Source organism: Paenibacillus sp. SAFN-054, assembly GCF_051966755.1.
In the GTDB taxonomy this organism is placed as follows: domain Bacteria; phylum Bacillota; class Bacilli; order Paenibacillales; family Paenibacillaceae; genus Paenibacillus_AQ.
The window spans coordinates 392,239-418,569 of record NZ_JBQCKS010000004.1; the positions used below are offsets into that span (position 1 = coordinate 392,239).

Sequence of the window (26,331 nt, forward strand, 5' to 3'; positions counted from 1 at the left end):
GCGCTCGCTTGTGTTTTTTTACGATGCGGCATGAATAGCCGCAAGCAAACGCCAAAAGGCCCGGCCCTTTGTTATCGCAAAGGGCCGGGCCTGACGTATCAGGCGGCAATCTTGTATTCCTTCTTATTTAAATTCGGGCAGCCAGCTGCCGTGTGCTTCGATCAGATCGTCGCACAGCGCCACGATGTCGTCCAGGGACAGCTCGGCAGCCGTATGCGGATCCAGCATGGCGGCGTGGTAGATATGCTCCTTTTTGCCGGTAATGGCCGCTTCGATGGTCAGCAGCTGAGTATTGATGTTCGTGCGGTTCAGCGCGGCCAGCTGCGGCGGCAGATCGCCTACGAAGGTCGGCGAAATGCCGGAGCGGTCCACGAGGCACGGCACCTCGACGCAGGCTTCCTTCGGCAGGTTGGTGATCAGTCCGGTGTTCATGACGTTGCCGCCGATCTTGAACGGCACGTTCGTCTCCATCGCCTCCATAATATAGGAAGCGTACTCCTTGGAACGCTTGTGCTCGATATGCTCGCTCGCGAAAATTTTCTCGCGCATTTCCTTCCAGCCGTTGATCTGGTTCACGCAGCGGCGCGGGTATTCGTCGAGCGGAATGTTGTATTGTTCGATCAGCTCCGGATAGCTCTTCTTGATGAAGTACGGATGGTACTCGGCATTGTGCTCAGACGATTCCGTCACATAGTAGCCGAATTTCAGCATCAGCTCGAAGCGGACCATGTCATGGTGCTTCTCCTTCTGCTTCTCGGCGGCGCGGCACTTGATTTCCGGATAGAGGTCGACGCCGTCCTTCTTCACTTCCAGCAGCCAGGCCATATGGTTAATGCCCGCAATTTTGGATTCCACGCCCGTCTGATCCATCTCCAGCGCCTTGAACAGCTCGGATACGCAGTGCTGCACGCTGTGGCAGAGGCCGACAGTCCGGATGCCGCCCACCGTGTTCATCACGTTCGTCAGCACCGCCATCGGGTTCGTGTAATTCAGGAACTGGGCATCCGGACACACCTCCTGCATGTCTCGCGCGAAATCGAGCATGACTGGAATCGTGCGCAGGTTGCGGAAAATGCCGCCGATTCCGAGCGTGTCGGCAATCGTCTGGCGCAGGCCGTACTTCTTCGGAATTTCAAAATCGGTGATGGTACATGGATCGTATCCGCCTACCTGAATGGCGTTAATGACATATTTGGCACCCTTCAGCGCGGCTTTACGGTCGCTGTAGGCTTTGATGACGCAGGTGCTGCCCAGCGTGCCTTTAATGCTGTTCAGGAGGCGCTCGGAATCCTGCAGGCGCTCCGGATCGATATCAAACAAGGCAAGCTCAAAGCCCTGCAGCGCTGGCGTCGACATGACGTCGCCGAGCACGTTTTTAACAAAAACGGTGCTTCCCGCACCAATGAATGTAATTTTGGACATAAAGGATACCCTCCCATTCGGTTGCTTTCATTTGCTTCTAACTATACCTTCCGGGCAGGTGGCGGAACATGGAGCAACCCCAGCAATACATGTCATAATCCCATATCCGTATCCGCTTTCAAGCGGAAATTATGCCCTTTCACCTGTTATAATATGAAGCAAATATAAGCTGCTAAAAAGGAGTTGTCCCGTATGGCGCAAATGAACGTTGACTATGCCATGCCCGCTTTGCAGGGCCAAATGGACTTGAACCCGCTTTTCTATGGCCTGGAGGAATGCCTGCCGGGCCATACCTGGGGACCGGGTCTGCGCGATGCCTATATTCTGCACTACATTCATCGCGGGCGCGGCGTATTCCGTACCGGTGAAACGGTTTATGAGCTTGGGCCCGGGCAGGGCTTCGTCATTATGCCGGACGCGCTTGTCCATTACAGCGCCGACGAGTCCGACCCTTGGACGTATTCCTGGATCGGCTTCAAAGGGATGAATGCCAAGCCGCTGCTGCAGCGCGCGCATATTACTGTGGGACATCCCGTATACACGGGTAACGCCGGAAGCTGCTTCGGACGATTCTATGAAGAGTTGAACTCGGCCCGCGACGCCCGCGGCAGCGACGTGCTCAGCCAGAGCATATTGTACCGCATCCTTGCCGACCTGATCTCCTGCTCCCCGGAACCGGGCGGAAGCTACCAGAGACCGCAGCCTTCCCGGGAAGGCTACATCCGCAGATCGATCGAACACATTGAAAGCAGCTACAGCCAGCGGCTCTCCGTCCTGGATATCGCCCGTTCGGTCGGTCTGGACCGCACGTACTTGTCCGGTCTTTTCAAGGACAAATTCGGCGTTTCGCTGCAAACCTTCCTGCTCGAATACCGGATGAACCGCGCCGCCGATCTGCTGGGCAATCCGGAGCTGTCCGTCAGCGACATTTCGCGTTCCGTAGGTTATAACGATCCCTTTTTATTTTCGAAAATGTTCAAAAAGGTCATGGGCTCGTCCCCGAGGCAATACAGGGAAGCGCGGATGTAACATCGGATTGATGTTGACAAAACACAAGAAATATCAAAAGAAAGCATCGGATCTCACTTATCATGGGATGGGGGGTGTGACGGATGGATGAGCATATTCAGCGAATGATCGATTGGATCGAAGACCATTTGCGAAACGAATTTTCTTTAGACGAGCTGTCGAGCGAAATGGGATACTCCCCCTATTATTGTTCTTTCAAGTTTCACCAAGCCACAGGCATAAGCATCAGGCGCTATATCCTTCTTAGAAGGCTGTATTTATCGACGGAGGATTTGGCAAAAGGCAGGAAGATCATCGACGTTGCCTTCGACTACGATTATTCATCACAAGAAGCATACAGCAGAGCCTTTAAAACGGTTTTCGGTATCAGTCCGGGAGAATTTCAGCTTCGCAGCATGCCTGTACAATCATTTGTCAAAATCACGATCCACAAGGACGAGGAGTGGTGCAGAATGAATATATCCAATGAGGCGCAGGTTCGGCGGCTGCAAAATGAAAAGTCGGAGCTGTTTGATGGGAATGTCCTCCATATTTTAAACGGCCAGTCCCTGTACGATGAATTTAAGAACAATAAACTGATGGGAGACTCGGACTACGCGCCGTTCAATGAAGCGATGTGTGTACACGCGGCTGCGGAACGGATTTTTGATGGAGAGTTTATCCGTGCACGTGCAGCGGGACATCATGTTTCAGAAGAAAGTTATATCCAAAAGGTTATAGACCCCTTAGCCCCTCTGTTCCATAAAAAACATGAATGCATCGTTCTATGGTTTGGCGAGGACATGTTTTGCCAAATGAATCTGCTTACGTTACTTGCCTATCTTGAGCAGTCCGGATACAAGGGCAAAGTGTTCTTAAACAGCTTCAGGGAGGATGAATTCAAGGTAAGCGAAACCGAGCTTCAATTAGGCAGCTACGACGCGGTATACAAGGATGTGCTGGTCCATCACCAGAAACCTTCCACGGAGCTGTTTCCGGTCCTGTATCAGGCCATCGGCATTTACTTGGATATGCTGAAGGATGATAATGCAGTCGTCAAATATATTTCCAGGCATAAAGATGTATCCACGCCGGAATTGGTCCAAAGGCTATTCGCTCTCTTCCCGGCCATAGGATATGGCGATACACAGTATATGGAGCTTATAAGTAAAACCAGAGGATATTGAACGAAGTATTGCGGCAAAAAAAGGCCCCTATCTGCCCGAATTGGATTTGGCCAATTTGGTCAAGATGGGGGAACGTTTGACATGCTGAGGAAGCGCATGGCTGCCATGGCTTGCGGCTGTATAGGCGGACAGCTTCACTTTCTTGTCGCCCGGCTTGCTTTTCGGCTGCTGCAGACCCTTCACCTGCGGCCCGTTGTTCTTTTCCAATTTGCTGATGTAACGCAGCCGGCCCTTTTCAAGAATATCCTCCGCCCGTTTCGTGTACAGCGAAATTTCCATTCTGGTTCTAGCTTCTCTGATCTTCTCCTTCAGCTTGTTGTACTCATGGATTTCGTCATTCGTCAGCGTGATCTTCCCAAGCGTCATGTCCGTTTCTCTCCTTTGTTGTCTGAAATCGCAAGCTCAAACGTCACTTCATCCGAAGCATCCGTGTCCGGAACGCTCGCCGCCACGATCGTCGGCAGCTTATCCTGTGAGGATACTTTCTCTTCCGCGGTCAGCTTGGCTTGTTTCGCAATAAAGCTGCCGCCGCCGAACCCCGCAATGATCGCCACATAGATGTACTTCGGAAACTCAAGCCCAATGGGAAGAACCGCAATCAGGCCGGCGCCGGCCCCGAGGATCATATCCGACAGGAAACCGATATGATAGTTTTTTCTCCTTGATCCGTCGCTGAACTCCAGCTCAATGACTTTCGGAAGGATCAGGGAGCCGTCATGCATGTACAAGCTCGACAGGAGACCGCCAAAAGAACCCGACGCGATGATCACCAGGAAATCAGTCCAGTGCATGATTGGATTCCCCCATATACTATCTAATATGTAAGGCAAACCGAATAAGTGATTTCCGCTTGTGAAGATATGGTGGCATTTTTGTAAGGCATCGTTTTGCTATTTTATGCAAGGGTTCGGCGCAACTTGCGGACTTTTTTTGGCAGCCTTCGTCCATTTCGTTAGGAATGCATAGCACAAAAAGAGAGGCTGCGGATGCAGTCTCTCTTGTGCGGGGCTCTCTTATTGAAGTGAAGGCTTTTTTTACCAGCCAAAATCCAGCGTATTTCCCGTTTCCGCTACCGTCTTGATGTTGCTCAGGATCATCCACCAGTGCCCTTCGGCATTTTGGAATGAGGGATGGTTATCCGACCACTGATCGTTTACAAGCGTGAGCTTTGTGCATTGGCCTACTGTATCGAGCGTGAACGTTACCCGGGAAGTCAGCTCTTGGTGATTGGCATGATAGGACGGGCCCGGATGCTCAAGATAGCTCAGCAGCTTGCCCGGCTCATACGCGAGCATGTCTCCGTAAACATGCACCGTCTCATCGCCGTCATTACCCGGTCCTACGTAAGCAAAAGGTTCCCCGGCTTTGAAGCTCGACTGCAGCACACAGTTGAAAAAGGTCTGCTTCGTTCCCTCCGGTGCCACCAGCAAATCCCAAACCTTATCCGGTGTTGCCCCGATATAAAACTCGTATTTCAAATTCTGACTCATAGGTTTGCACGCTCCTTTGATTTTCTTTATTTGCTCGCCATGGGTTTGCCTGTATCGGCTTGTCCTTCAACAGGAAACATATGCTAAATTCATGATATCCCGAATGGAAACCGGTGTATTGTAAAAACGCGACAGGAACGTAAGTTCTGTTATAATATAATTAAGAGTAAATTTTCCAATGCGAGGGAGCGTGATTCTATGCCGGCCGGATTGCCGAGGCCCAGCATGGGCGTACTGAATTTGCAGGGCGGGGAGAAGAAATTCAGGCTTACCCGCCTGGCGGCCGCGGAAGCTTTGAGCTTCTTCGTCAAGCATTACTGGATTGTCAGCTGGGACCGTACGGATACGGAGCCTTATCTCCAGCACGTCGTGCCCAACCCCTGCGTCAATCTAATCGTGGAGCCTCAAAAAACCTTGATTTATGGTCCGTCCACCCAAAAATTCTCTTATCCGATCCACGGCAAAGGCCTGGTATTCGGCGTCAAATTCAAGCCCGGCGGCTTCTATCCGTTCCTGAACCGGCCGGTCTCTGCCCTTGTCGGGCATCCGCTCGGGATCGCGGAAATGCTCGACCTTGAGGGCCCGGAGCTTGAGGATATGATCCTCTCCCTGGATACGGACCGGGAAATGGCGGACGCCATGGACCGGCTGCTGCTGGCCAAGCTGCCGCCGCAGGATGAACAGGTCGTCTTCATCAACCGTATCATCGACCATATCGCTGGCGAGCGCGAATTGTCCAAGGTAGACCAGGTCTGCGAGCATTTCGGTATACATATCCGCAAGCTTCAGCGCCTGTTTGACCAGTATGTCGGCATCAGCCCGAAATGGGTGATCCGCCTGTACCGCCTGCAAAATGCCGCCGAAACGATGGACCTTCGCCTCCCCGTCGATCTCTCCCGCCTGTCCCTGGAGCTCGGCTACCATGACCAGCCGCATTTCATCAAGGACTTCAAGGCGGTCGTCGGCTGTACGCCGGAGGAATACCGGAGGTCGGTGGAGAGGGGGTAGGCCGGAGCCCGCAACCGTTATGTTATTCCATAGAAAGCCGCAGACGCTCTGCTTCGTCGTATAGACCGATGCGTTCCAGCGCTGGCAGCAGCAAGTCCTGCAAGTCCGTCATTCCGGACAGGGCATGCATCTGAATATCCCGCACCAGAGCCTGGATCGCCGGTGCATCCGCATGCTCCAGAAAGCGGCCGACTGCGCCTGTATCGATGATGCCGTCCTCCCTGATTGGAAACAACTCGCCTGTATATGGAGCTTCATCCTGCCCTGGCGGCCGAAGCACATGGAGAAGGGCTCGTGTTCGAATCCAGGCTTGCCGGTCCCGTTTGGCCTGCTGCTCCTGCACGTACCTGTAGGGGAGCCCGATGTGCGGCAGCTTGATCCGCTCTCTCACCTGCTGCTGAATCGCCTCCCGGCGACGTTCATCCTCTTCGTTCGGACGGTAAGGCAGCCCATCATATCCTATGATCTCACGGTGAACAAATTCGTCGTACTCACCTTCGGTCCGGAAATGGTTATAAAAAAGCGCGGAATCATTCATATTGACGGACAGAAAATGCTCAAGATTCTCTGCAATGATCCTCACCGGGCAGTCAAAATCCATAGGAGTTACGCATACGACAGGCGCCTCGTCCAGAGTGTGGACCATGCCGAAGTCCGTCAGCAAACCGTAATGGATGCCATCCGCACCGATATTGCCGAACACCACTACATCGCATGGGGTATTAAAGTACCGGTATTCCTCTTCATGCACGAGATAAAAGAAAAGCCCATCATCCAGATTGCGCCCCTCTTCCTTCAAACGCTGATCGATAACGGACAATTCCTGCAGCGCTTTGGGAACCGAATATTTGCCGAAATTGCTTTTGAAACCTTTTTCATTATACAAAGGCCTTTTCCTCCAACCCTCTCGATATTTATCCGATCACTCCAAACGCCACACCCAGCACCCACAGCACCACCAGCAGCCAAAACAGCGGCAGAGACAGGGACAAAGCCAGCGCGATCCGCAGCACCCCTGTCTTAGCCGGTCTGCGGATCAGCCCGGATAACGCAACGGAAAAGGAGGCGACGGTCAGCAGCACAAGCACGAAGTCGCTATAAGGAAATCGCTCTCCCTGAATTTGAAACGGAATAATGAAAACGAATAGACAGCAGAGCATTCCCATGAACAAAGCGAGCCCGCTGAGCGGGTCAATGTGATGTTTCGTTCGCATGTCCATCCCCTTTCTCCTGTACATCTAACATTTACTTCCATTTTAACCTATTGAACGTCCGGATTGTTGATAAAAAGTTGATAAGCTTCTGCTATCCTCATGTAAACTTGTGGAATACTGGAGTTGACGGGACATTGTACACTGCCAGCCCAAAGAAAAGGAATGCTGACCATGAACGAAACACTGCTGATCGTGGACGACGAACCGGGGATCGTCACGCTGCTGAAGGATTATTTCGAGCTGAACGGATACCGGGTGCTGACCGCAACAAACGGAGAGGAAGCGCTGAAGCAGGCCTCAGGGAATCCGGATCTCATCCTGCTCGACATTCAAATGCCGGACGTGGACGGACTGGAAGTATGCGCCGCCATCCGCAGTCACGTGTCCTGCCCGATCGTATTTCTGACCGCGCGCGTAGAAGAAGCGGACAAGCTGAGCGGATTTCGCGTCGGCGGCGATGATTATATCGTCAAGCCCTTCAGTATCGAGGAGCTCGGCGCGCGTGTGGCGGCGCATTTGAGGCGCGAGCAGCGCAGCAGCCGCAGGACGAACGCCAAATTCTCGGGCGAGCTCGTCATTGACTACGGAGAACGCTGTCTATATTGCAAGGAAGAGCCCATCCCCCTCGCCAAAAAAGAATTCGAGATCGTCGAGCTGCTATCGAAGCATGCCGGGCAAATCTTCGACAGGGAACGCATCTACGAAAAGCTGTGGGGCTATGACAGCGAAGGCGACAGCAGCGTTGTCACCGAGCATGTCCGGCGCATCCGCGCCAAGCTCGCGCGCTGCTCCGGTCATACCTTCATCGAGACGGTCTGGGGGGTGGGATACAAATGGGTAAAGTAAACGTCAGACCCATCCCTGGCCTCTTCAAAAATATGTCGCTCCAAAAATCTTTTATCCTGCTAACCATCCTTTCCCTGCTGGTTGCCCTTATGCTGAGCTTCATATCGATCCAGATTCTGGAGAAAATTCAGAATCCGATATACGAACAAATGGTTACCAATGCGCAGCTGCAGGGTTACATCCAGCCGCCTGCGGACGCGCCGGACGGGACGCTTCCCATCATCGCCATCGGATATATGCAGCCGGGGAATTCGGAGGAAGCCGCCACGCTGAAGATCATCTCGGTACTCAACCTGCTGCTGCCGCTCCTCTTCTTTGTCGGGTCGGTGACGGCGGCGGCCGCGATTTTCTATAAGCTGAAGCTGAAGAAGCCGATCGGGCTGCTGAACGACGGGGCGAACCAGATTTCTGCGAACAATCTCGATTTCTCCATTCATTACGATAAGAAAGACGAGATGGGAAGGCTCGTGGATTCCTTCGAGCAAATGCGGTCTGAGCTTCAGAGCAGTCAGCAGGCCATGTGGCGGATGATGGAGGAGCGGAAACGGCTGAATGCCGCCTTCGCCCATGATTTGCGCACGCCGGTGACGGTGCTGAAGGGATACACGGACCTGCTCTCCAAATACGTTCCCGAAGGCCGGATCGAGCCGGACAAGCTGGTATCCACGCTGCGCTTTATGTCCGATCATGTTCAGCGGCTCGAAACCTACGTCGACTCGATGAATACGCTGCAGCAGCTCGAGGATACGGAGGTTTGTGCGGAGCCCCGGAACACCGATGCATTTGCGGGCCAACTGGCTGCGCAGACCGACATGCTGGCCAAGGAGGCCGGTAAAACATATACGCTGCACAACCGGATAGAAGCGCGCTCCCTCTCTTTTGATGATACGATCGTATTCCGCGCGGCCGAGAATCTGCTTGCGAATGCCTTCCGTTACGCTCAAAGCCACGTGACCGTCACCTGCGGCCAGATGCACAATGAGCTGGTCCTGACCGTGTCCGACGACGGCCCCGGCTTCAGCCAAGAAGCGCTTGCGCTTGCAACACGTCCCTTCTATACCCAATCCCGGCCCGGCGGCGATGTCCATTTCGGTCTCGGCCTGAATATCGCCAAAACGCTGTGCGAGCGCCACGGTGGCGCTCTTCGGATATCCAACGGGGAGAACGGAGGCGCAAGGGTAAGCGCAAGCTTTAACGCCAAAGTTGATAAACCGTAGATATTTATCCCCTACACTCTTCTTGTACAGCAATAAGGCCAAGCATCCTGCTGTTTCTATGGATGAAGCCATCTGACAAGGAGAGTGTTTTATGATGAACCCGGAAATCCATATTCGCCATCTTTATAAAAGCTATGGAAAAAAGCAGGCGCTTAACGATATCAATTTCGACATCGGAACCGGCATGTTCGGCCTGCTGGGCCGCAACGGCGCCGGCAAGACGACGCTGATGAAGACGCTCGCGACCCTGCACATGAAAAACAGCGGTAATGTTACCGTCTGCGGCATCCCCATCGAACAAGCCAAGGAGATCCGGAGGTGCGTCGGCTACCTTCCGCAGGATTTTGCCGTGTACCCGAACATGACCGTCTACAGTGCCATGGACTATCTCGGCACCTTATCCGGCCTGCCTGCCAGCATCCGCCGCGAGCGGATACCGCAGCTGCTCCGGCAGGTCAATCTGGAGGATCGGCACAAGATGAAATTCAAGGCGCTGTCCGGCGGCATGAAGCGGAGGCTCGGCATCGCCCAGGCGATTCTGCATGATCCGCAGGTGCTCATCGTTGACGAGCCGACAGCCGGACTCGACCCCGAGGAACGCATCCGGTTCCGCAATCTGCTCAGCGAGCTGGCGGAGGACCGGATCGTCATTCTGTCGACGCACATCGTCGGCGACATCGAGGCGACCTGCGAACGGATCGCCGTGCTCGACCAGGGCCGGCTGAAATACGCCGGGACGGCGCAGGAGCTTACGGCTCAGGCTGCCGGCAAAGTATACACCGTGGGCGTCACCAAGCAGGAGCTGGAGCGGGTCAAAGCGGCCTATACCGTGACCGGCATGCTGACGCTTGGCAGCGAGGTGACGGTGAGGCTGCTCGCGGACCGCCAGCCGTATCCCGGCGCTGCATTGGCCGAGCCTACGATTGAGGACGCGTACATGCTCATGATGGGAGGAGCAAGCGATGTTCGTTCAATTATGGCTTAAGGAATGCCGGCTGCTGCTCAAAAGCGTCACTTACCTGCTCTTCGTCTTGATCCTCGTTCTGTTCTATGCCACCCAGATGGGAAGCCAGGTTCCGGATGATATCCGAAACGCGAATCCCGGGAATAAACCAGCGGCCCAGCAGCCCGTGGATGCCATGAACGGCATTTCCTCCCCTCCCCCGGCGAGCCCTTTTACCAAACCGCTTCCGGGCCAAAGCAGCTATGGGGAGAAAACGGCGGAGAACCCCGCCACGATTATGCCCGGGGCCGTGCAGTCGCTGTATTTGGAATATACAGACAACCGTTATGCGAGCTATCCGCTCGGCTTCTTCAAAGCCGTGAAGCTGGATCCGTCAGGGCAGGCCAAGGTTGCTGACGCACTCACGGAGATCACGGGCTCCACGATGGAGCAGCTGCAGCAAAGCTTCAGCGACGCTGCCAAGAAGGCCGCAGCGAACGGCATGCCTTTGCAGCTGGGCCGTCCCGGCAGCTTCTCCTTTCCCGTGAAGGTGACTTACGAAAGGTTCAAAGAAATCATGGAAGGGGTGGAGAAGCTGACCGGCAACAGCGCGAACTACAGCCTGGAGCATATGATCGATTCTTATGGGCGTTCGCCGGTCACCTACGAGGAGAAGCTTGCGGAGTATAACGATTTCATCATTGAGGACCGGATCACCGGCGCTTACGCACGCCTTTTCTCCGATTACATGGGCATCATGCTGGCCTTTTTGCCCGTCTTCGTCACGGTATTCTTCATGATGAGGGACCGCCGTGCCGGAATACAGGAGCTCATCTATACCCGCAGGATTTCATCCTTTGCCCTGGTTGGCGCACGCTACTTGGCGCTGATTGTTATGATGATCATACCGGTGCTTCTTCTCTCCCTGCATCCGCTAATCCAGCTCATGGGATACGCGGGGGATCACGGCATGGCCATCGACCACTTCGCTTTTGTTAAGTATATTGCAGCCTGGCTGCTGCCGACGCTCATGGTGTCTACCGCGGTCGGCATGTTCCTGACCGAGCTGACCGATACGCCGATTGCGATTGTCGTTCAGGGCTTGTGGTGGTTCATCAGCCTGAACTCGGCACGCTTCATCATGGACGGCGGCTACGGCGCGCAGCTCATTCTCCGTCATAATACCGTCGGCAATGTGCAGGTGTATCTGGAGCACTGGAATACGCTGCTTGTGAACCGTCTGGGGTATACGGCGCTCGCTCTCGCCTTGGTCCTGATGACCGTCTGCGTGGTGATGCTGAAAAGAAGGGGGAAGCTGAATGCCTGGCGCAAGCTTGCACAAATATTTGCATTTACTAAAATTCAACCTAAAACTCGCGTGGCTGAATAATGCGCTCATGGCCGCGGTCTGGATCGGCATCATTCCGCTCTTCGCCGGCATTCGTCATTTGGACGCCCCCGCTTCCGCGGTGGTGCTGGAGAAGTTCGCCGCATTGACGGGGATCATCCTGATGACCCCATTGTTCATGCCCGAGCAGAACCGGGACATCCGCGATCTGATGCATTCCAAAACGACGCCCCAAACCGGCGTCCAGCTGATCCGGCTGCTGCTCGCTTTGGTGACTGTGCTGGTTCTGATATGGGGCATGGCCGCATGGATGCAGATGATGGACAGCCATTTTCCCGCCGCCCGGTACATTGGGGGGACCTTCGCAACCGCCTTTTTCCTGGGAAGCCTCGGCTATGCCGCCTACGGCCTAAGCGACCAGCTCACGATCGGGTATATGCTGCCCTTGGCCTACTACCTGGCCAACATGTTCACAGGCAGCAAATACGTAGGGCATTTCTACCTGTTCTCGCTTGGGAACGGCAGCTTTAACGAGAAATACTGGCTTCTGGCCGGCGGTATCGTGCTTCTGCTGCTTACCCTTGGAGTTAAAGAGCTTCAGCGGCGGCGATAAAAGCTGCATTCGATCCATAAAAAAGGGCATCCGGAGGTCGCTTAGACCTTCCCGGATGCCCTTTTGCTGCGCATCAGGCTTGCCCGATCGGCAGGTAAATATCCACCGTCGTCCCCTGGTTCGGCTCGCTGGCGATGACCAGCCGTCCTTTATGCGCTTCGATAATTTTCTTGACGATCATCATGCCGAGGCCGTGGCCTTCGGCTTTGGTCGTATGAAACGGCTCTCCGATCCGCTGCAGCACGTCGTCCGTCATCCCTACTCCGGTATCCGTGAACCGGATTAACTGGTAGGCGCCCTCCGTATCGAGCAGGATATGTACGCAGCCGCCAAAAGGCATAGCTTCCACCGCATTTTTCAAAATATTCATGAATACCTGCTTAATCTGATTGCGGTCGCAGCGAATCACATGATCACCGTCATTCCTGCAATCCAGCGTAATGCAGCTTAATGCCGCCTGAATCTCGAACAGATGCAGCACCTCCTCGAGGATCGGCAGACAGCGTTCCTGGCGGAAGTGAACGGCCTGAGGCTTGCCCAGTATCAGAAACTCGCTTACGATCAGGTTCATCCGCTCAAGCTCCGACATGATGAGGTCATAATGCCGCAAACAGGCCTCTTTCCCCGATAATTGGAGCATCCCTTTCACCGTTGTCAGCGGGTTGCGAATTTCATGGGCGATTCCCACCGCAATTTGTCCGGCGAACACCAGCTTTTCGGTATTGCGCAGCATTTCTTCTGTCTTCTTCATTTCCGTGATGTCGCGAAGGCTTCCCACCGCACGGACAATGGAACGGGAGGCGTCAAAGACCGGCAGCACATCGAGCATGTAATAATGCTCTCCGTCCTTCAGCTCCACGCACAGCTCCACGCCCATGCATTCTTCGAGCCGTTTGATCGCCCGCTGGAAGTAGGCCCCGATCAGGCCGATTTCGTATACGGAGGTCTGCTCATACACCGTATGGGCATCCAGCTCCAGCATGAATCGGCAGCGTTCGTTCATCTCCAGAATGCTGCCTGTGCCGTCGGTAATGACCACTCCGTAAAAGTTCGTATCCAGCAGGAACTGGTTCAGGATTTGCAATTGCGTGTTTTGTCTGCGAAGCAGCAGTTCCCGTTCCACGGAATCAGCCATCGTGCATAGGAGAGCAAGCAGATGCGGGTGGGCAAAGCGAATGTCTGTCATGAGGGAGAGCGTGCCGAGCACCTCCCCTCCATCGTTGTGGAATCCAGCCGTATAGCAGGCAAGACCGTGGTGGATCACATGGTAGTGATCTTCCCCGATCAACTGAAAAGGACGGCCATGCCTCAGGCATAAATCAATGGAGTTGGTGCCCGCATCGCGGTTGAACTGGACGCCTTCCTCAATCCCCAATTGTCTGACGGTCTCGATAATGGTCGGGTCCCCTGCAAATTCGAGGACATATCCCGAGTCATCGGTCATGGCAACCGTAATCGGGCTTCCCGAGATCGAGGAGAGGAATTGAGTGATAAACAAATGGATCACTTCTATGTATTCCTTATACTTGAGCCGCTTCTCCGCCAGCTCAGAATGGTCATATCGCCGGATGAACATGGGAAGCTCGTCCGGCCTCATTCCCGCTTGCCTGCAATACTGATTGGACACCGCGATCGCTTCTGCAGTATCCACTTGATATAATGGCCCTTCCATACTGCATACCTCATTTTTCTATACTATATTCATTCACAGCTTTGTATCGAAAGCGGGCTAAAACTGCAAGCATTTATATGATGTAGGGTCTCCCCTATCATAACATCCAATGAATAATCATTCACTATAACATTTTATACCATCCGCATACGTCTGTATGCGGTTCTATGCTACACTGGGATTATTCAAAAAAGGGACGCGCCCCAAACCGGTTGGTCCCGGAACAGGAGTCGCCATGCAGCCATTTACGAAGTCCGTCATCGAACAAATCCAAGCCATTCCTGCGGGCAAAGTGATGACTTACGGAGGTGTTGCGGCTGCCGCCGGAAGTCCCCGCGCTGCAAGGCAGGTCGTCCGAATTCTCCACTCCATGAGCGCTAAATACCAGCTTCCCTGGCATCGGGTGGTGAATGCGAAAGGCGAAATCGCCCTTACCGACGATGAATCGCGTTTTTTGCAGCGGTCCCTCCTCGAGGACGAGGGTGTGGAATTTATCCGCGACGGCCGGATCGACCTATCGGTATATGGAATATAGTTCAGTACAAAGGCATCGATCCGCAGTATTCATAGAAACAGAAGGAGACGTGCAGATACTCATCGTATCTGCACGTCTGCTTTACATGATGCCGTGATTGGTACTGGTAAGACTGGTGTCTAACAGAGTTCCCTCTGGCGGTACGGTTTCCTCATCAGGTGAGGACGCTTCACCCGGCGCGGAAGCCGGTTCGTCGGATAGCTCCGGCGGATTCGCCATTTGCGCCGCTTCCTTGATCGTAAAACGCACCGTTGTGACGGCCGTTTCGTGACTCTTGGCATGAATCGCCGTGATCACAAGCGTATATGCGCCCGGCGCCGTGATCGGCGATCCCTTCACGTATTCCGCTCCGTTTAATTGAGCACTGCTCACCGTACCGGCTGCATCTTCCCAGCCCGGCACAAGGCCCGGAGCGTACTCGTCCCCGTCCTTCACGCCGCTGAGTACCGGCGCATCCGGCACGATTGCTTGCGGTCTTGCCGATTCGGGGGCGACAAAGGCCATGCCCTTCAAACCGTTCGCCAGCGCCGCAAGCAAAGCACCCGACGCATCCTGGCTGTATTCCCAGAACATGGCGCCTCCCAGCTTCTGATCCAGCACGTATTTCGCCTTTTCTGATACGGATTGCTCGTCGTCATAGGAAATAAAGACGCTGCCATCGAACAGATACGGGGCTTTCGCGGTGTCATCCCAATACCGGGTAAAGCCTTGGGCGGCGCCGTAATTCGCCATGATATCATTATAGGTCGGCGTTTCCGGTGTGCCCGTCGCCGCCTGGCCGAACCCGCCGTTGCCGGCTGCCTTCACATCCGTCCATTTATGGCCGTAAAAGGCCGCCCCGATCACGATCTGATCGGCTGGAACGTTATTCTTCAAATACAGCTGCACCGAGGAATCGACGCTGATGCTTCCGCCATATAGATTCGTATGATGCTCCGTATTAGGGCTCCATCCTCCGGCAAAATCGTAAGTCATCAAATTGATGTTATCGACGTACTTGATTACTTCTTCGATTTCGACCCCGTTCAAATACGTCTGCGTCGCGCCGGCGGCAATCGTCAGCTCGTAGTAGCGGTGCTGTTCGGCGCCCAGCAGATCCAGCTTCTCGCGGATCAGCTTCAAGAGCAGCGAAAAATTCTCTTTGTCCTCGGGTCTCGCTACCATGACGCCGTCCGCGCTTTGGGAAGGGTACTCCCAATCCAAGTCGATGCCGTCCAAATCATGCTTCTTCACGTAATCGATGATGCTGTTCGCGAACGTCTCGCGGCTTTCCTCCGAGAATGCGGCATCGGAGAAGCCGTCCGCTCCCCAGCCGCCTACCGAGTTCAAAATTTTCAGATCCGGATTCTTCGATCTGAGGCTTTGCAGATAGGCATAATTTGCATCATCATTCTGGTCCATCGGAAGGATTTGATTGTCTTTGACATGAGTGAACGCATAATTGATATGGGTCAGCTTGGAGGCATCAATCGGTTTGGCGTCCGACCAATCGACCCAGCCCGGTACGTAGGCGATGGCCTTCGGCCCTACAATGGCAAAAGGAATATGCGCCGTTGCCGTTTTCAGGCTTTTCCCGTGAACCGTGGTTACTGTAAGGACATATTTGCCCGGTCCCTTGATTGCCGTTCCCTTGACATATGGCCTGCCGTTCAGCTGGGCCGTGCTGGCCGTTCCCGGGGCATCGCTCCACTCCGGTGCAAAGCCGGCTTCATATTCGCCGCCGTCCTGCACCGAAATCCGAGGCATGGCAGGAACTGCGTCCAATTCTTCGTCATATGGCAAGCCTTTGAGCCCGTCCGCGAGAGCGGTCAGCAGGCTTCCCGATGCGTCCTGGCTATACTCCCAGAACATTGCCCCGCCTAAGTTTTGATCCAGTACGTATTTCGCCTTCTCTGCCATAGACTGCGGATCGTCATAGGACAGGAACGTGCTGCCATCGAACAGGTAAGGCGCCTTTGCATCCTCGTCCCAATGACGGACAAAGGCCGAATCCGCATTATAGTTGGCAAGAATGTCTGTGTATGTCGGTGTGTCACCGCTTCCCCTGGCTTCCCTTCCTACGACCGGCCCGTCGCCTGCCTTCACATCCGTCCACTTATGGCTGTAGAAGGCGGCACCAATGACGATTTTGTGCGCGGGAACTTTGCTTTGCAGCAGGACCTGCACGCTTAAATCGGTGCTGATGTTCTTGCCGTACAAATGGGTGTGATGCGCCGTATTCGGCACCCATCCGCCCGCGAAATCATAGGTCATCACGTTGATGTTATCGAGCAGAGGGGTGATTTTGTCAATCTCCACGCCTTCCAGATAGCCCCATCCGGCTCCGGCCGCAATCGTAAGCTCGTAATATTTGTTGTTTTCCAGGCCCAGCGCGTTCAGCTTTTCGCGGATCAGCTTGAGCAGCTTCGTGAAATTTTCCTTATCTTCCTTTCTTCCTGTGGTATCTCCCGCGGTTTGAGTTGGGTATTCCCAATCCAGGTCGATGCCGTCGAGATTGTATTTCTTCACGTAGTCGATAATGCTCTCGGCAAATACCTGGCGGGATTGGTCCGTCAGTGCCGCATCCGAAAATCCGTTCGCCGCCCAGCCGCCGACCGAGTTCAGAATTTTCAGGTTCGGATTCTGGGATTTCAATCCGCGGAGATAAGCATAGTTGGCATCATCATTCTGCCCTGCAATCGGAATGATTTGGTCGTCCTTGATATGTGTAAAGGCATAATTGATATGAGTCAGCTTGGAAGCATCCACCGGATGGGCATCCGACCAATTGCTCCAGCCCGCCACATAGCCGATCAGCTTCTTGTGCGGCTCCATCGTGAAGTTGACAGTGGTGCTCGCTTTCTTGCCGCTCGACTTCTGGACGGCCGTAACGATCAGCGTATAGCTCCCCGCCTCGATAATGCCGCTTCCCTTCACATAGGCTGCATTATTCAGCGTTGCGCTCGTTGTCGTACCTGGCGCATCCGTCCAATTCGGAAGCACGCCGGTATGGTACAGCCTGCCGTTCGACACGCCTGTTACGACGGGAGCCTGCGGTACGGTTGTGTCGACGCCTCCGCCGTTCTCACCGCCGGAGCCCGATCCGCCTCCAGAGCTGCTTCCGCCGGCGCTTCCACCCGTCCCTCCGCTGCTGCCCGGACTCGAACCGCCCGTGCTGATCGAGCCGGCCTGCGGTCCTTCCTTGCTCACCGGCGCCGTCTCGAAGGAGGAACCCTTTGCCCCTTCATTAACGGTAGCTTTTTGGATGATGCCCTTGCCCTTCATTTGGGCCTTCGCGTTCAACACAAGGCTGGATATGCCGGCATCGGCGCCAAGCTGCAGTATGTTACCCGCTCCATCGATGACGACGGTGCCGAGCGAGCCGCCGCTGATGTCCAGCACCACGCCGGATGCCTTGATGATGAGCGAACCTTCTACCTTTACGTTTTTGAGCGTGATGGTACCGGAGGTGACGCCTTTATCCAGAAGCAGATTTCCATGGAACATTATATTTTGCAGCGTTACACCGGATGCCGTGATAGCCGCATCGCCTTCGATCATATCCATGCCGAGCGCCGGGCCATAGGTGCCCGCCTTATCGTAGGAAACCTTTGCCTGTGCAACAGGCAGACGACTGATCAGCGCGGCGCCTTCCGCCCGCGTAAGCGGAGATTTCGGTCTCAGGCTGCCATCCTCATAACCGCCGAGCTTGCCCTGCTCCAGCAGATAAGCAAGCGCCTGCCTGCTCCAGGCGGCGATGCTTCCGGCATCCTTGAAGTTGCTGAGTCCGGTGTCATTAACCGTTCCAGCCTTCAGAACCTTGGCCAGCATGACGGCCGCCTCTTCCCGGGTTACGATCTGGTCCGGATGGATGCTGCCGTCCGAATAGCCGGAGATATACCCTGCTTCCAGTGCTCTGGCCGCTTCCGCATGCTGCCACTGTCCAGGCTTTACATCGGGAAACGTGATGTTCTTCGAACCGGTAAAATGAAAGTACCGGTTAATGAATGCCATCAGCTCTGCTCGTGTCAGGGCCCGATCCGGCTTCAGGGAGCCGTCAGGGTAACCCTTCAGCAGACCTTGATCCTGCCAGTCGGACAGCAGCTGCTCCGCCCAGTGTCCCCGGATATCGGAGGCGCTGGCTGATGCCTGTCCGGCAAACGCGTATGAAGAAAACATCATGGCTGCGCACACGAAATACATACAGCACTTCCATAGCAAACTCTTCTGAAGCGCTTTCATAACACACCCCAATCTATCAGATTTGCCGCTATACGCCCTTTATACATAGGAATGCAGCCCTTCACCTCCCCTTGTCTGATGAATTTGGCGTATGCATTGCTATTAAACCCGGCCATAAAGCAGCCGGACTTAATGATTCCTCGAATTTTCCTACAGCATAGCATCCCTTACCGTTCAGGAAAATCGGTTTCAGGATAAGTATCTTATTTCATTGATTTGTATCTTTTTAGGCATGGCGCAGGAACGAAAAAACAGCCTCCGGCCCAATAGGCCGGAGGCTGTCTTTATTCTTCGTTATGGCAGCGTCGCAAGGAACGGCTTGACCGTATTCGCGAAATTGTAGTTGCTCGTAACTACCACCGGATCGCCTTTACCAGCGTCATGATGCGTTCACGTTCGGCTTGCGGCAGCGGCCATTCCATCACTTCTTCGATGACCGCCGACCGGTTCGCATAGCCTTTGGCCAGTCCGTTCAGCCGTGCAGCCAGCATGGATTCGTCCATGTCCGCCCGGGAAGGATACAGCGTCAGCAGCTTTGCCACCGCATCGGGATGACGCTTCAGGTAGTACTTCTGATGCTTCTCTTCCGCCGGATGAAATGTCGTCAAAGGATGAACCTCTGTCGCCGGCTCCCCCCTCCCCGATTCGCGCCGCTCCTCCAGCACCCGGTCAATGGCCTCTTTCTGCTCGGAGCTTCGGTACAGCAGCAGCGACTGATACTGCCGTCCCTTATAACCATTGATGTTCACCGGGTTGTGATGATCCCAGAACACCCGCAAAATCTGTTCATAAGGCAATATTTCCGGCTCGTATACCAATTCCACGGACTCCGAATGATCGCCCATACGGCGGTAAGTCGGATTCACGAGCGTCCCCCCGGCATATCCCGTTCTTGTACGCAGCACGCCCGGCATGGAGCCAAACAACGCCTCCGGACTCCAAAAGCAGCCCATGGCGAGCACGGCCGTCGCTTCATCTGCTCTGCTCATCCATCTACCTCCTGACTGTACAGCGCCTATGGTTAGGTAAGCATATACTCGCGGCCCCTAACTTCGTTCGATTTATTTGACCGCTTCCTTCATCTTCTCCCCAAGCAGGCGAAAGGCTTCCCGTACCTTGTCCTTCGGCACGTCCGCATACCGGTCGCCGATGCTGATCTCGAAAGAGCTGGTTCCTTCGCCTGCATCGCGCAGCCATGCGGTTAATCCGACTTGCGATGCCTCAATCACCGAGGCGAGGATCGGAACCATGATCTCCTGCGGGAGCTTGAAGTAAACATGGAACATGTTCGAGACAGGCACTTCGGGTTTGGTGAATATTCCCTCGCATGCATTGTACAAAGCCGCAAGCTCCTTGGCTTCCTCATAATACTGCGACATTTTGCCGACTCTCATGTCAAAGTAGTAATCCGAGCTGACGATATACGGATACAGGCTGATCAAATCGCCGCCATGACGTCTTTTCCATACCTTGGACTGCTCTGTAAAGTCCTTGTCCCCCGCCAGGATTGCTCCTGCAATCCCTCCGATTCCCTTGTAAAAGGATACATAGACGCTATCGAACAGCGCGCAAATTTCCGCAGCCGTCTTCTGATAATAAGGCGTAATCTCGAACAGTCTCGCCCCGTCCAAATGAAGCTTGATGCCTTTGTCCCGGCAGTACGCCGCAATGGCCTCAAGCTCTTCGAAAGCCGGCAGCTGGCCGCCGATTTCGCGCTGTGGAAGCTCCAGAAGCAGGCAGGATATGTCCTCACCCATCCCCTGCACATCCGCAAGCGTGATCAGCCGGTCCTTGTCCGCAAGCAGAATCGGCTCGATGTGATGCAGCTCCTTCATGCCGTCCTGCTCGTGGATTTCCAGATGGCAGAGCGGGTGATAAGCGACACGCTTCAATCCCTTCTCATCGCACCAAATTCGCAGCGCAATCTGCTGCGCCATCGTGCCGCTTGGGAAGAACACCGCTGATTCCTTGCCGAGATACGACGCCATTTTTTGCTGGAATGCCTCAATTACTTCGCCGCTGCCGTACATATCGCTGTTCATGCTGCCTCCCACCTGCTCGAAGGCCTCCTTCAAAACCTGAATATCCCGCGGACCACTGCCACCCAGCGGGTATGCTGCCTGCTCAAATGCTTCGATTAATGTTTTGCCGCTCATGACTGGTTGTCCCCTCTCGGTAAGCTCTATCTTTTCTAGCATACTAAATCCGGATCACGAAGAAAAATCATATTTATGCCAGCACCGGCCAGCCATAAGATCCATCTTCCAAGAAAGACACCACCGTATAGGCATCCGCATAGGATGTATCAAGCTATAACCCAAACGGAGGTCTTACTTATGAGTCTGCAATATCCCGGCTACCAGCAGCAAACCCTGTATCAGGCGGACCCGCAGATGAGCCAATCCCTCAAGTCGGTCCGTGACCAATTCACTCACATGTGCCAAAAGCATGTCAATCAGCTTGTCCGAATCGAGACGCTGGACGGCGATGTTTTTGAAGGCATGATCGTCAACTGCAATAAAGGTATTCTGTACATTCAAATGCCGATGGCGCAGCATCACGGCCAGCGCAGCTTCAGCGGTGCCATCCTGCCCCTCGTTCTGTATGAACTGCTCGTCATTACCTTGCTGGCTACCTAAGCGCATCACCCGAAACAGAACCATTCGAAATTCCGATTTCAAATAAGGAGTGTTACGAAAAATGGCCTTTATGCCCCCTTTCGGTCCGCAAGGACAGCAGCAGGCGCCCACTGCCCCGCCGCCTCAATTCACCCCGCAGCAGCCTGCCGCAACGACATTCGCCGTGGATCCCGGCGCGATTTCCGGCTGCTTGTTCCGCAATACCTATGTTTGGTTGTCAGGCGGCCGCGGCTTCTGGTTCTATCCGGTTTTCGTCGGACGAACCTCCGTCGCCGGCTTCCGCTGGAACGGCTTCTTCTGGATGTATACCGGCATCGATTTGAGACAAATCCAGTCGTTCACCTGCTTCTGATCTGGCATTGTCCCTTTAAAACCAAAATGCCTGCTCTGCTGTGCTCTCGAATACTTGGGCAGTCATTTCAAAAGAAAGAGACCCATGCCGGGTCTCTTTTGCTTTCATCTGCCATGAGCTATCACCTCAAGCGGCTTTATCCCTGCAGCTGCCCTACAAGCTTCAGCGCCGAGCGCAGGCGCGGCCGTTTCAAGTGCTCCTGCACATAGCGGTAATCAGTCAGTTCCACCTCGGCATCGCGAAGGGCATAGTCGAAATCGTCGTCGAACGGCAGCTGGTATTCCCATACGCGCTTGGCGTAATTCGGTATGTTCGCGAGCATCCAATCGTCCTCAACGCCGGGGTGAATATACGTCTCGCAGACGCCGTCCGGCAAATGGTACAGCTTCGCGATCATGGACTTCTTGAAGCTATCGTAGGTCTCTCCCTCTTCGATTCCGAAGGGATGCGACAGCAGATAGTCGGGAATCGGCACGCCAAGCGCATCGGCCAAGGCGACCACGCGGGCAACGGGGCGTTCGATGCCGCTCAGCGAGCCGAGCAGCGGATCTTCCTTGTAGATGTGCCGAAAAAAGCGCATCGGCAGCTTCCAGCGCGATACCCTCCAGAGCGTCTGCGGCAGCAGGCTGCGCCCGGTTTCCATCCCGTACAGGCTTCCCATGTGATTATCGACATGGCTGATCGTGATGCCTGCTTTCCGTGCCCGTTCATACTGGGCATCGATCTCTTTGGCGGCCGCTTTCGTGTTCGCTCCCTGCTCAAATTCCCTCACGGTGCGGTACTGGTATCCGCTCTCGTCGTGCAGCGACGGATCGCCCGTCAGGCTGCGCCAGCGCAGCGCCTCGAATTCGCTCGTCATCGTCAGATGCAGTCCGACGTTCGGCTGCTTCCGGCGGGCCGTCCAGGCTGCCGCCTCCTCGAATCCAGGGGCAACGGTCATAATCGTCGCCGAGGATACCTTCTTCTCTTCGAGCAGAGCCATGATCGCCCGGTTCAGGGCCGGACTTTGCCCGAAATCATCACAGTTGATGATGAGTTTCTTCCCCATGTGCCAGATCCCCCCTCCGCGTCGTCGTAAATTCAAATTTCGTCAGCAGTGAGATGATGATGGATACCAACAACAAACAGAACGGCACGATGCTGATCAGCACCCGGAACGTCATCTCCGGATTCGGACCCGGCTTGTCACCGCTTTCGTAGCCGAAGATCAGGCCGACGATCAGAAAGGCGAGAGCGGATATGAGGCCGCTCGAACGGGTGATGAACCCGGCCACCGCAGTATAGATGCCTTCCCTGCGCAGGCCCGTCTTCTCGGCATCCTCATCAATGATACGGCCGCTCACCATGGCTGGCGTCACAAGGAAGCCCGCCAGGCCAAAGCCGACGGCAATCCCTGCGAGCACACCGCTCACCAGGTTGAAGCCGAACCAGAGCGGCAGCACGGACACGGCGTAGACGGCCAGCGACAGGCGCCACACCTTCACCCCGTCCAGACGGCGGCAGATCCAGTACCAGACGAAGACGAGCGGAATGACCGATACGAAGACGGCCGCCATGAGCATTGTAACCTGGGTACCGTCGATCTTCAGCACGTACTTCGCATAGAAAGGAATGATCGAGCTGACCAGACCGTTCACGGTCTGCGCGAAGGAGTTCGAAATATTAAACAGCCAAAATTTCCTGTTCTTCAGCGTTTCCTTGAATGCCGCGCCCAGCTTTAACGGCTCGCCCGCGCTATGTTCCTTGCGTTCGCGGACGCCCAGCATGCATAACAGCATGCTGATGCCGAAGACGAAGGCGTAAATGATCGACATGTTCGAGAAGTTGAGCGCTTCAAAAATAATCGGCGTCAGTGCCGAACCGATCAGCAGCGCCACGACCTGATAGCTCTGCTGGATGGCCGATGCCTTGGCGCGGAGGCGATCCCCCTGATACAGCTCCGGAAACAGCGCGCCGTAGTTGACCCACAAGACGGTGGATACGGCCTCAAACAAGATCAAAGCCGTCAGAAACCAGGCAAACAGTCCATTTTGTGTTAAACCACCGGGAGGAGAGAACACCATGATGAAGGTGAGCATGAACAGCGGCATTGCGCCGAATATCCAGGGCCTGCGCCGTCCGAGCCGGGTATTCGTGCGGTCGGACCAGTGTCCGAAAAGCGGATTATTCACGGCATCCCAGATCAGGAAAATGGTCCGGGCCAGCGTCGCGAGCCCGATGCCGAGCCCGAGCTTTTCCACGTAGAAGAAGCTGTAAAACGTGCTGAAGGCCTGACTTGGCACCATCATGGCAAACATGCCGAGTGCGAAGGTGTACGGCGAATTGACCCATTTGCGCTGCATGCGCATCCCTCCCATAGCGCGAATCTATTTGTTCTATATTATTCAACACATGGGTTATTTTACCTCCATGTACGGCGGCAAGATATAATTCAGACTCTCCGTTCCTTTTATAGGGAAAAATAAAGAGGACGGATCTAAACGATCGTCCTCTTGATACTAGAAATGCTGCCTTTCAAAACCCGAGCAAATGCAGCGGAAGCGCCAGCACCGACACGAAAATGCCGGTCAGCCCCATGCTGAAGCCGCTGACGGCTCCCATCCATTCCGAGTCCTTGAGCACGCGCGCCGTGCCGATGCCGTGCGAGGTCGTGCCGATGGCAACGCCGATGGCCGTCTCGTCCCGGATGCCGCACAGCCGCAGCAGCGGCGGACCGATGATGCTGCCCGCGAGCCCGGTCAGAACGGTAAGCACCGCCGTCAGCTCCGGATAGCCGCCATACAGACGCGAGACCTCCATGGAGATCGGCGTTGTCGCCGACTTGGGCATAAGCGTCCAGGCCATCTCGCCGGTTCCACCCATCCCCAGCACAATCAGCCCGGCACTGAGCATTCCGCATAGCGCGCCGACCGTAATGCCGCTTAAGATGGGCTTCCAGCTGCGGCGGATCTGCTCGGCATTTTTGTAGATCGGCACGCCAAGCGCAATCGTCGCCGGGCCGAGCAGGAAGCTCAGCCAAGACCCGCCCTTCTGGTAATCCTCGACCGGAATGTTGAGCAGGACGAGCATCAGCATGATGACCGCGCTCGTCATCAGCAGCGGCTGCACCCAGGTCCGGCGGGACTGAAGCCACAGAAACAAGGCATAAATAATGACCGTAACGGCAATGCCGAATAAGGGATCAGCCGCGATGGACATGCGCATCCTCCTTCTGCTGCCGCGTTCTTCGGGCCTGAAGCCGGTTTTGCACCAGCCAGCCGGTGACGAGGAGCGGCAGCAGCAGGCTGACGACCCCGCTGCCGGCGATCACAGCCCAGTGCTCGCGCAAATAAGGAAAGAACGCCAGGCTGCCCACAATGACCGGCACGAAAAACAGGCTCATATATTTGAGAAGGAACGATGCCGTTTCCTCCACCATCCGAAGCGGAACCCACTTCATGAACAAAGCCGCAATAAACAGCAGCAGGCCGATCACATTGGCAGGGAGCGGGAGACCCGTCAGATGCTGAAGGAGCCAACCGGCCAGCTGAAAAAGGACGAGTATGGCAAATCCTATCATCTTATTCCCTCCTTGTGAACGGCCTGTTGTCCATTGGTTGTATGGGTGATGCTTTCTTCTATAGATCCTTTAAAAATTGAATAATTTTATCATTCAGCCCAGGCAGACCCTCATGCCCAAAGTCCGGGAAAATCTCCAGCTGCACCGGTGCGGTCATTTTGTTGATAGCCGCAAACTGCGTGGAAGGCGGGCAGACGACGTCCATCAGGCCAACCCCGACCAGCACGTCCGCCTGAATGCGCGGAGCCAGGTTCTGGATGTCGATGTACCCGAGCTTCGTGAATATTTCGTCTTCGCGCTGATGCTGCGGATCGAAATAACGGAAGTACGTGCTGAGCTCTTCATAGGCATGCTTGAAGAGGTCCATCTCCCATGTCCGACGGTAATCGCTCAGGAACGGGTAGACCGGGGCCGCCTTCTTGATCCGCGGTTCCAGGGCCGCGCAGGCAATCGTCAGCGCACCGCCCTGCGACCAGCCGGTGGCACCGACGCGGTCCTCATCGACTTCAGGCAGGCTCATGACGATGGAGGCCAGCTGCGCCGTATCCAGGAAGACGTCCCGGAACAGCAGGCGATGCGGGTCTTCATTCTCCAGGCCGCGGATGATATGGCCTCGATGCGTATTGCCGCGGACTCCGCCGGTATCTTCGGACAGGCCGCCCTGTCCGCGCACATCCAGGGAAGCGATGGAGAAGCCAAGCGCCGGATATACCATTTTGTCCATCCAGTCTCCGCTATTTCCGGTATAGCCGTGGAACTGAAGCACAGCCGGATGCGGATCGGTGGCTCCTTTGGGTCTAATGTACTTCGCGTGCACCCTGGCACCGCTTACACCTGTAAAATACAAATGAAAGCATTCTGCGAAAGGAAGCTGGAATGTAGCCGGGATCAGCTCTACCTGCGGATCGATGGATCGCATTTCCTCAAGCGCCTTTTCCCAGTAGGCATCGAAATCATCGGGTTTGGGATTGATTCCTTGGTACGTTTTGAGCTCGGATAGGGGCATATCGATTAGTGGCATCGTCATCACCTTTTTCTTCTGATTTAACCAAACTTA

The 26,331-nt window shown here is 54.9% G+C and carries 26 protein-coding genes; 11 read left to right on the top strand and 15 right to left on the bottom strand.

Annotated features, from left to right (window positions below):
- Positions 1-123 precede the first annotated feature (123 nt).
- Complete coding sequence (locus ACTHPM_RS20360) at positions 124-1,422, bottom strand: alpha-glucosidase/alpha-galactosidase (RefSeq protein ID WP_440396952.1); 1,299 nt, start codon at positions 1,420-1,422, stop codon at positions 124-126.
- A gap of 192 nt (positions 1,423-1,614) precedes the next feature.
- On the opposite strand from ACTHPM_RS20360, the gene ACTHPM_RS20365 reads away from it, so the two are divergent.
- Positions 1,615-2,451, top strand: coding sequence for an AraC family transcriptional regulator (locus ACTHPM_RS20365; protein WP_440396951.1), 837 nt, complete (start codon positions 1,615-1,617; stop codon positions 2,449-2,451).
- Positions 2,452-2,534: 83 nt separating this feature from the next.
- Entirely contained in the window at positions 2,535-3,617 is a 1,083-nt protein-coding gene (locus tag ACTHPM_RS20370; RefSeq protein WP_440396950.1) for a helix-turn-helix transcriptional regulator, read from the top strand.
- A 27-nt stretch (positions 3,618-3,644) separates the two neighbouring features.
- Here the strand turns inward: ACTHPM_RS20370 and ACTHPM_RS20375 are convergent, their stop codons facing one another.
- The 3 genes from ACTHPM_RS20375 to ACTHPM_RS20385 form a co-directional block, all read right to left on the bottom strand.
- A complete protein-coding gene (locus tag ACTHPM_RS20375; protein ID WP_440396949.1) occupies positions 3,645-3,983 on the bottom strand; it encodes a hypothetical protein in 339 nt (112 codons plus the stop codon).
- On the bottom strand, positions 3,980-4,408 hold the full coding sequence (locus ACTHPM_RS20380; protein WP_440396948.1) for a DUF4257 domain-containing protein: 429 nt from the start codon (positions 4,406-4,408) through the stop codon (positions 3,980-3,982). The genes ACTHPM_RS20375 and ACTHPM_RS20380 overlap by 4 nt, the downstream gene beginning before the upstream one ends.
- A gap of 243 nt (positions 4,409-4,651) precedes the next feature.
- Positions 4,652-5,107 (bottom strand): SRPBCC family protein, encoded by a 456-nt coding sequence (locus tag ACTHPM_RS20385; protein WP_440396947.1) that lies wholly within the window; start codon positions 5,105-5,107, stop codon positions 4,652-4,654.
- A 198-nt stretch (positions 5,108-5,305) separates the two neighbouring features.
- On the opposite strand from ACTHPM_RS20385, the gene ACTHPM_RS20390 reads away from it, so the two are divergent.
- On the top strand, positions 5,306-6,115 hold the full coding sequence (locus tag ACTHPM_RS20390; RefSeq protein ID WP_440396946.1) for a DUF6597 domain-containing transcriptional factor: 810 nt from the start codon (positions 5,306-5,308) through the stop codon (positions 6,113-6,115).
- A 22-nt stretch (positions 6,116-6,137) separates the two neighbouring features.
- Here ACTHPM_RS20390 and ACTHPM_RS20395 read toward each other — a convergent pair whose 3' ends face one another.
- Both ACTHPM_RS20395 and ACTHPM_RS20400 read right to left on the bottom strand, forming a co-directional pair.
- Complete coding sequence (locus ACTHPM_RS20395) at positions 6,138-7,001, bottom strand: hypothetical protein (protein ID WP_440396945.1); 864 nt, start codon at positions 6,999-7,001, stop codon at positions 6,138-6,140.
- 28 nt (positions 7,002-7,029) lie between these two features.
- Positions 7,030-7,329, bottom strand: a complete 300-nt coding sequence (locus tag ACTHPM_RS20400) for a hypothetical protein (protein ID WP_440396944.1) — start codon at positions 7,327-7,329, stop codon at positions 7,030-7,032.
- Positions 7,330-7,500: 171 nt separating this feature from the next.
- On the opposite strand from ACTHPM_RS20400, the gene ACTHPM_RS20405 reads away from it, so the two are divergent.
- The 5 genes from ACTHPM_RS20405 (at position 7,501) to ACTHPM_RS20425 (ending at position 12,296) form a co-directional block, all read left to right on the top strand.
- Positions 7,501-8,175, top strand: coding sequence for a response regulator transcription factor (locus ACTHPM_RS20405; RefSeq protein ID WP_440396943.1), 675 nt, complete (start codon positions 7,501-7,503; stop codon positions 8,173-8,175).
- Complete coding sequence (locus ACTHPM_RS20410) at positions 8,163-9,392, top strand: HAMP domain-containing sensor histidine kinase (RefSeq protein WP_440396942.1); 1,230 nt, start codon at positions 8,163-8,165, stop codon at positions 9,390-9,392. Before ACTHPM_RS20405 ends, ACTHPM_RS20410 begins: the two co-directional genes overlap by 13 nt.
- 91 nt (positions 9,393-9,483) lie before the next feature.
- Positions 9,484-10,377 (top strand): ABC transporter ATP-binding protein, encoded by an 894-nt coding sequence (locus ACTHPM_RS20415; RefSeq protein ID WP_440396941.1) that lies wholly within the window; start codon positions 9,484-9,486, stop codon positions 10,375-10,377.
- Positions 10,355-11,725, top strand: a complete 1,371-nt coding sequence (locus ACTHPM_RS20420) for an ABC transporter permease (protein WP_440396940.1) — start codon at positions 10,355-10,357, stop codon at positions 11,723-11,725. Before ACTHPM_RS20415 ends, ACTHPM_RS20420 begins: the two co-directional genes overlap by 23 nt.
- A gap of 7 nt (positions 11,726-11,732) precedes the next feature.
- A complete protein-coding gene (locus tag ACTHPM_RS20425) occupies positions 11,733-12,296 on the top strand; it encodes a hypothetical protein (protein ID WP_440421650.1) in 564 nt (187 codons plus the stop codon).
- Positions 12,297-12,369: 73 nt separating this feature from the next.
- Here the strand turns inward: ACTHPM_RS20425 and ACTHPM_RS20430 are convergent, their stop codons facing one another.
- Positions 12,370-13,968, bottom strand: coding sequence for an ATP-binding protein (locus ACTHPM_RS20430; RefSeq protein WP_440396938.1), 1,599 nt, complete (start codon positions 13,966-13,968; stop codon positions 12,370-12,372).
- Positions 13,969-14,203: 235 nt separating this feature from the next.
- Here ACTHPM_RS20430 and ACTHPM_RS20435 point away from each other — a divergent pair, with 235 nt between their 5' ends.
- Positions 14,204-14,503: an MGMT family protein gene (locus ACTHPM_RS20435; protein WP_440396937.1), complete on the top strand. Its 300-nt coding sequence runs from the start codon at positions 14,204-14,206 to the stop codon at positions 14,501-14,503.
- A gap of 81 nt (positions 14,504-14,584) precedes the next feature.
- On the opposite strand, the gene ACTHPM_RS20440 is transcribed toward ACTHPM_RS20435, so the two are convergent.
- From ACTHPM_RS20440 to ACTHPM_RS20450, 3 genes are all read right to left on the bottom strand, one after another.
- Positions 14,585-18,664 (bottom strand): glycosyl hydrolase family 18 protein, encoded by a 4,080-nt coding sequence (locus ACTHPM_RS20440; protein WP_440421652.1) that lies wholly within the window; start codon positions 18,662-18,664, stop codon positions 14,585-14,587.
- Between the two features lie 413 nt (positions 18,665-19,077).
- Positions 19,078-19,713, bottom strand: coding sequence for a peptide-methionine (S)-S-oxide reductase MsrA (locus ACTHPM_RS20445; protein ID WP_440396935.1), 636 nt, complete (start codon positions 19,711-19,713; stop codon positions 19,078-19,080).
- 72 nt (positions 19,714-19,785) lie between these two features.
- Complete coding sequence (locus tag ACTHPM_RS20450; protein ID WP_440396934.1) at positions 19,786-20,880, bottom strand: threonine aldolase family protein; 1,095 nt, start codon at positions 20,878-20,880, stop codon at positions 19,786-19,788.
- A 180-nt stretch (positions 20,881-21,060) separates the two neighbouring features.
- On the opposite strand from ACTHPM_RS20450, the gene ACTHPM_RS20455 reads away from it, so the two are divergent.
- Positions 21,061-21,363 carry a hypothetical protein gene (locus ACTHPM_RS20455; RefSeq protein ID WP_440396933.1) on the top strand — a complete coding sequence of 101 codons (303 nt, stop codon included), beginning with the start codon at positions 21,061-21,063 and terminating at the stop codon, positions 21,361-21,363.
- A gap of 61 nt (positions 21,364-21,424) precedes the next feature.
- Entirely contained in the window at positions 21,425-21,715 is a 291-nt protein-coding gene (locus ACTHPM_RS20460) for a transporter (protein ID WP_440421654.1), read from the top strand.
- Positions 21,716-21,851: 136 nt separating this feature from the next.
- Here ACTHPM_RS20460 and ACTHPM_RS20465 read toward each other — a convergent pair whose 3' ends face one another.
- From ACTHPM_RS20465 to ACTHPM_RS20485, 5 genes are all read right to left on the bottom strand, one after another.
- Positions 21,852-22,763 carry a polysaccharide deacetylase family protein gene (locus ACTHPM_RS20465; protein ID WP_440396931.1) on the bottom strand — a complete coding sequence of 304 codons (912 nt, stop codon included), beginning with the start codon at positions 22,761-22,763 and terminating at the stop codon, positions 21,852-21,854.
- On the bottom strand, positions 22,735-24,057 hold the full coding sequence (locus ACTHPM_RS20470; RefSeq protein ID WP_440396930.1) for an MFS transporter: 1,323 nt from the start codon (positions 24,055-24,057) through the stop codon (positions 22,735-22,737). The genes ACTHPM_RS20465 and ACTHPM_RS20470 overlap by 29 nt, the downstream gene beginning before the upstream one ends.
- Before the next feature lie 172 nt (positions 24,058-24,229).
- Positions 24,230-24,913: an LrgB family protein gene (locus ACTHPM_RS20475; RefSeq protein WP_440396929.1), complete on the bottom strand. Its 684-nt coding sequence runs from the start codon at positions 24,911-24,913 to the stop codon at positions 24,230-24,232.
- Positions 24,897-25,274: a CidA/LrgA family protein gene (locus tag ACTHPM_RS20480; RefSeq protein ID WP_440396928.1), complete on the bottom strand. Its 378-nt coding sequence runs from the start codon at positions 25,272-25,274 to the stop codon at positions 24,897-24,899. The genes ACTHPM_RS20475 and ACTHPM_RS20480 overlap by 17 nt, the downstream gene beginning before the upstream one ends.
- A gap of 58 nt (positions 25,275-25,332) precedes the next feature.
- Positions 25,333-26,295: an acetylxylan esterase gene (locus ACTHPM_RS20485; RefSeq protein WP_440396927.1), complete on the bottom strand. Its 963-nt coding sequence runs from the start codon at positions 26,293-26,295 to the stop codon at positions 25,333-25,335.
- Positions 26,296-26,331: the final 36 nt, after the last annotated feature.